This window comes from Clostridium cibarium (assembly GCF_014836335.1).
Classification (GTDB): domain Bacteria; phylum Bacillota; class Clostridia; order Clostridiales; family Clostridiaceae; genus Clostridium; species Clostridium cibarium.
In genome coordinates, this window is record NZ_JACSRA010000001.1 from 135,328 (window position 1) to 141,767 (window position 6,440).

The 6,440-nt window shown below is 26.6% G+C and carries 5 protein-coding genes; all 5 read right to left on the reverse strand.

Annotated features, from left to right (window positions below):
* Positions 1-159: 159 nt before the first annotated feature.
* Positions 160-771 (reverse strand): glycosyltransferase, encoded by a 612-nt coding sequence (locus tag H9661_RS00645; RefSeq protein ID WP_191767454.1) that lies wholly within the window; start codon positions 769-771, stop codon positions 160-162.
* A gap of 1 nt (position 772) precedes the next feature.
* A complete protein-coding gene (locus H9661_RS00650; protein ID WP_143314744.1) occupies positions 773-2,902 on the reverse strand; it encodes a glycosyltransferase family 2 protein in 2,130 nt (709 codons plus the stop codon).
* Positions 2,903-2,925: 23 nt separating this feature from the next.
* A complete protein-coding gene (locus H9661_RS00655) occupies positions 2,926-3,978 on the reverse strand; it encodes a glycosyltransferase family 2 protein (RefSeq protein ID WP_191767455.1) in 1,053 nt (350 codons plus the stop codon).
* 9 nt (positions 3,979-3,987) lie between these two features.
* Positions 3,988-6,228 carry a glycosyltransferase family 2 protein gene (locus H9661_RS00660; RefSeq protein ID WP_191767456.1) on the reverse strand — a complete coding sequence of 747 codons (2,241 nt, stop codon included), beginning with the start codon at positions 6,226-6,228 and terminating at the stop codon, positions 3,988-3,990.
* A gap of 134 nt (positions 6,229-6,362) precedes the next feature.
* The coding region (locus H9661_RS19805) for a flagellin (RefSeq protein ID WP_279290125.1) at positions 6,363-6,440 on the reverse strand (78 nt) is incomplete at its 5' end.

Below are 6,440 nucleotides of genomic sequence, written 5' to 3' on the forward strand. Positions count from 1 at the left end.
CTCCTCCTAAAACATTATTTTATAATTTATCGACTTATATCCCCAAATCTTTATAGTTATCATAACTATTTTCTATATTCTGCCTAAAACATTCTTTACGAATCATTGTAACAAATTTAAATCACCATTATAATATTGAAGAAACTTTTTTCTATACCTTTAATAGTAATCAGTTCCCGCTATTCCACAATCATGCAAACACAATATCCTCTCTTGTTTAGGTACGCATACTTTATAACCTTTTCTTCTGAATTCCATACACTGCGATATATCGTAAAAATGCCATCCATCAAAAACTTCTTCATTCCATCTCACATCATACTGGGTTATCATTATGCAGCCATCTATCGCTAGTACTTCATCAATATCATATTCATTACCATAATCAACTATCTTTAACTTAACTATACTTTCATATAAAGTTCCTACTTTATGAGGTGACTTCCACCATATACCACTATTATGTAAATCCTTCGAACCTACTACCCCTAGCATTCCAATATTACTATCTTTGCTAAAAATACTAACAATCTCTTTAATGAAGTTTTTATTTACTATGAGAACATCTTGATGTAAATACACTTTATATTTAGCATCTGATTTATCAATTGCTTCATTATATCCCGAAGTTATGCTTGTAGCATAATTAATTTCAATAGTTTCTATTTCATAACCATCCGGTACATATAAATTTTCTATGTAAAATAAACATTCTTCATAAGCTTTTTTATCATTAACACAAGTAATAAAGGCTATTTTCCTATTATTCACTTTATTCTCCTCCGCTAATTTCATCTATTAACTGTAAAACATCATCATTTTTGATTCTTATTTTTAAGGCATATGTTAATGCAATTTCCTTTTCTCCAAATAAGTTTAACACATATGCCAAATTATACAAGGTATCCTCATCTTCCTCATTTAACTCATAGGCCTTTTGTAAAAATGGTAAAACAAGATCATATTTTTCTTTATAAAACAAATTTAAAGCCACCAAATTCAAAACATAATTCTTATTTAAAACTAAATCTTCAATTAAATTTACAACAACTTTTTCAGAGATTTCTGCTTTATCTATAATAGCTACTATTTTTTCATTGCTTAATTCATTATCGGATTTAAAATCTATTCTTCTTAGTAAAGCACTTAATTCTTTATAAGTATCCAATTTATTTTTTAGTATTCTATATTTTTCTTCATACTCTAAATTCAAGCTATAATATTCTAATCTTTTCACATTAAATTCTGCTTGTGCAATCTTACCTTCTTCCATAAAGTATTCTATATTGTAAATAATTTCGTCTTCACTATACTTTTCAAAAACCATATACACTTTAGCCAAGTTACCTATTTCATCTTTTGCTTCAAAACCATCAATATATTTAAAATTTTTACTTTTGAATATCCGAATTGCCTCATCAATTATTTCAGTAGTTATTTTTCCAGAGCTGCACTGAAAATTATCTATAGACAAAATTAGTTTTCCATTTTCATTCTTCATCATATTAAATATATCAGTTAAAATAGCCCCATCATTTTTTACACCATCATAATTAGACACAACAATAATATCAAAGGTATTAACTAAGCCTTTATCACTTAAATTATCTATAACCTTTATACTCTTGCTAGCAATTTTCTTCAAACTCTCTTCTATCTCATATCCGTAGAAACTTGCTTTTCTATAAATACTACTTAAACTAGCTATACTACTACCTGTTCTACAAAATACTTCTATAATTTTGCTATCGTTATCTGTTATAAATTGAGATAAGTTATAATCTATTATCAGATTATATCTAGTACTAAATCCCCATTTTTCTTCAAACTTTTTTTCGTTTGTATTTAATAGTTTAATATATTTATCAGCATCTTTTTTAAATGATACACTACCAAAATGGTGTATATAACTATCTCTGCAAAGTAATAATTTATATCCTTCCATGACTATTCTCAAACTTATATCATCATCTTCAAAATTACCTGGAGTAAATCTTTCATCTAATAGACCTATTTTATCTAAAACTTTTCTTTTTATCAGCATTGCAAAACCTACAAGCTTTAATCTTTGTTCATATTCCTCATCATTTGGTATATTATTTTGTAGTGCATAATCCATATACTCATCAAAAGTTCCATATTGGTTACTTATTTGTTGATAGTACGAAATACTATTACTTACAGATCCTGTAGCTCCTATATTTTCATTAGAGTACAATGCTAATCTAAGGTTAAAAATTGAATTAGGCATAATAACAGTATCATTGTTTAGAAGAAAAATATCATTTTCTTTTTCTGCTATCATTATTCCTTGATTACACCCTGCTGGAAATCCCTTATTTTCCTTATTCAAAATACATTTAATGTCACTTTGTTCATTTAACCAATTAGGCGTATCATCAGATGAGTTATTATCAACTACCAACAATTCATAGGAATCACTAGAATTATATTGTTTTATACTTTTCACACATATTTGGGTATATTCAAGATTATTGTAAGTCAAAATAATTATAGATGCCTTTTTCACTTCAATATTATAATTTTCTTTTAAGTTAGTTATGTTGCCACTTATTACTTTTTTATTTTCTAATTCGCTACATAAGAACAAAGCCTGCTCATAACAGATATAAGCTCTATTATATTCTCCTTTTAATTCATAGATATTTCCCATAGTACAATACAAATCCGAATTAAACATATTATATTTAAGACCTGCCCTAACACATTCCATAGATCTTTCTAAGTCACTAGTATAAATATATAATACCGCTTCAGTTCCCAATATTTCATCATCACTACCTAAATTACTTTTATAATAATCAATCAGCGTTCTAGCTTCATTGTATTCTTCACTTATAATTTTTTGACCTATAGCTTCTTTTATTTCTTTAAGATTCATTTTTATGCCTCTCTTTATATAATTTATTTTTTATCTAATATACTTAGTCTTTTTTGAGCAGGTTCATATTGATCGCACATTCTATAATGTTTACTTGCTTCTTTCACATCACCTAAACATTCAAGAATAACTCCAATATTATAATTGGCTAAGAAACTATTAGAACCAATCATCTTAGCTTTAGTTTTTCTCATAGCTTTTTCAAATTCATCTATTGCTTCTCTAAACATACCATTATTCATATAAATTAATCCTACTAAAAAAACAAAATCAGCACTATTTGAAAATTCATTATATATATTTAAAAGCTTCATAGATTCTTCATACTGCTCTGAATTAATAAGTGAATATCCATAGCTTTCCACCATATCCTGAACATATTCTAATTCTAAATTCAAATCAAAATATAATGCTTTCTCAAAATATTGGGAGGCATCAATATATGACTCTTCAGTATAAAAACTTTTCCCCAATTGATATAGTATATACGGATCTTCTCCTTTTTCCTCCAGCTCACTAGTAAGCATTGAAATATTTCTCTTTATTTTACCTTTCCTTAAAATTTCATCTTTTCTATATCCGAAATGATTTACTTCTACCGGTATATCATATTTCTCAACTTTAACATTCTCAATAGGAACAATCTGTTCGTGAATACTACCTCTAAACATATAGTATTTTTTAGAAAAGAGTCTGCTAATCCTCTCCCTCGACTCACATTTTACCCCTTTTTGAGTAAATTCATTTTTTATTAATAACCTTCCTATCTTCTCTCGATTATTTTTAATTAATGAATCTAGCAAAGCAGTATCTAAATTTATTACTACTTCATCACTATCAACTATTAGCACAAATTCATTGCTAGCATTACTTATAGAAAAGTTTCTAGCATTACTAAAATTATTATCCCATTTATAGTTAAAAACTTTATCTGTATATTTATATGCTATTTCTTTTGTATTATCTGTGGATCCTGTATCAACAATCACTATTTCATATCCATATTTATTTATACTCTTAAGGGTTTCCTCTAAAATAACCGCTTCATTTTTAACTATCATACATACAGAAATCATATTTTTCTCCTATAAATTTTGAATTATATTTAAAATTTCAGCCTTCATATTATTGTCTTTACAATGCTCATATGCTAGATCGTAGTAAGCTTTAGCCTCATCAATTCTTTTCATACTTTCTAGGACACAAGCTATGTTATATGCTGAATCAAACTTATCTTCTAATAGTTCATAAGCTATTGCTAAATTTAAAATTGCTTTCTCATTTTCACCTAACAAATATTCTATTACACCTTTATAGTTATATATCTTCCCATCAAACATAAACAAATCATCTAAACTTGCCAATATTTCTAAAGCCTCTTTAGTTCTGTTACTATTCACATATTCCTCAACAATAGCAAATAATTTTTCTTTTTCTTGTTCCATTTCTTTAGTTATGTCATTTAATTTTAATTCTGCTTGATAGTTTTCAATAATTTTTTTATATTCAGGAAATTCCTTTAATAATTCTCTCAAACCCTTTATATATGCAAGTTTATCTTTCGAAGCATTTTTTATCAACGATTCATTCTTAATCCAAAAAATATCATATTTGCTCAAAATAGAATGAATTGCATCACTTGATAAAATTTCCTTATTATAAATTTTTCTTAAAAAGTTTAGTTTATTAATACGTGTTCTCTCTAACAAACTTTTATATCTATCATCCTCAATGGATTTGCTTAAAATCAAAGTTTTTTCAACTATTGTTACAAAATTCAATTTTTTAATATCTGTTGCTAAGAAATTATCTACCGAAAATTCGTATAATATTTTCAGGCAATCATAATCACTAATTATAGCACTAATATATGCTTCAACAGTTTCCTTGCTTAATCCACTAATTAATTGTAATTTTGTTTTATCTTTCGAAATTAACTTAATTAATAAATCAGACTTCCATGTATAGAAACTACTAAAATCAATTAAATTATAATTTTGTACTATATCTTCATTTTTATTTAAATAAATAGAATTTATATATACTTTTAGCCTATTATCAAAATCTAACAATTTTTCTTTTATTCCTTTAGAGAAGTTATTTATATCTTCCATATCCAACCTTCTAATAACTGAGATTATATTTCCAATATCCCTATCTTCAACTTTTTCATTTTTATAATAATTATAAAAATTACTTAAATCTCCCATTGCTAGTGATGAGAAAATATATATTTCTTTTAGAACTTCTTTCATTTTATCATCTTGGATAAAATTAAATGTTTCAACAACTTTTTTGTATTCATTATTATTGTAATAACATATTGTTCTTTCTTTTAACAATTCATCTTTTCTATCAAATGCAGACTCAATCATAGTAATATCTTCAATAATACCATCCTTACGTTTTTCTCGTATTTCCAGGTATTTATCGAAGTAACTTTGAGCCTTATCATAATTCTTTAAATTACTGTAACCCAAAGCTAGTATATAATAAAAATCTAAATTTGTTGTTTTATTTTGTATAGCTTCTTCAGCTATCTTAATTGCCTTATTATATATTTGTTTTGAAAAAAGTTCCTTTGCATAAAAATGAAGCACATACAAATTTATCTTTCCATCTTTTCGTTGAGTTGTCATTCTATAAGCTTCTCTGATTGCACTCATTGTATTGGCATCGTCATTAGCCATTGAATAGGTTTGAGCTAATTGAAATAAAATATATATTTTATCGTTCCCCTTAGCTTTGGACAAGTCTTCTAACAACAACTTTTTATTACGTTCATTTTTATATCTTACTAATTCATAGTCATCTCTCGAATACCCATTATGCAAGAAACTTATTTTTGTGTTTCCTAAAGGTTCTGTTAATACTGGCTGTTCGTGAATTCTACCATTAAATTTAAAACTACTAATATTTTTGAATAATCTAAATAGAGATCCCATAACGTAGTTTTTATCTTTATCAGAAATAATATTTTTTATGTTAACTGTTGCACTATTAAAAAATTCACTTCTTCCATCCATGAAAAAACTTATTAATTCTTCAGGAGTTTCTAGCACTTCATCGGCATCTAATACTAAAATCCATTCACCTTCACAGTACTTAAAACTTATGTTTCGCATTTCAGCAAAATTTCCAGTCCAAGGATGTTCATATACCCTTTCCGTATACTTGCTAGCTATATCTATAGTACTATCTTCACTTCCTGTATCTACTATTACTATTTCATAATCAATCTTACCATCTAACGCCTTTAAAGCATCTAGTGTTTTTGATAAATTCTTTTCCTCATTTTTAACTATCATCGCAATGCTCAACTTCATAGCTTTTCTCTCCTTTTGTTGCAATATAATATAATTATCGTTTCTTTTTAGATAAACTTAAATTAGTTTTTTAAAAAAAAGCCAGTTACAAGGATTTTCCTTATAACTGACTTAAATTATTCTTTATTCTTTAATTATCTTAATAATTGAAGAACGTTTTGTGGCGTTTGATTAGCTTGAGCAAGCATTGCTTGAGCAGCTTGTTGAAGGAT

Coding starts and splice junctions, on each gene's coding strand:
- H9661_RS00650 (WP_143314744.1), bottom strand. CDS start 2,902: ATGAATCTTAAAGAAATAAAAGAAGCTATAGGTCAAAAAATTATAAGT.
- H9661_RS00655 (WP_191767455.1), bottom strand. CDS start 3,978: ATGATTTCTGTATGTATGATAGTTAAAAATGAAGCGGTTATTTTAGAG.
- H9661_RS00660 (WP_191767456.1), bottom strand. CDS start 6,228: ATGAAGTTGAGCATTGCGATGATAGTTAAAAATGAGGAAAAGAATTTA.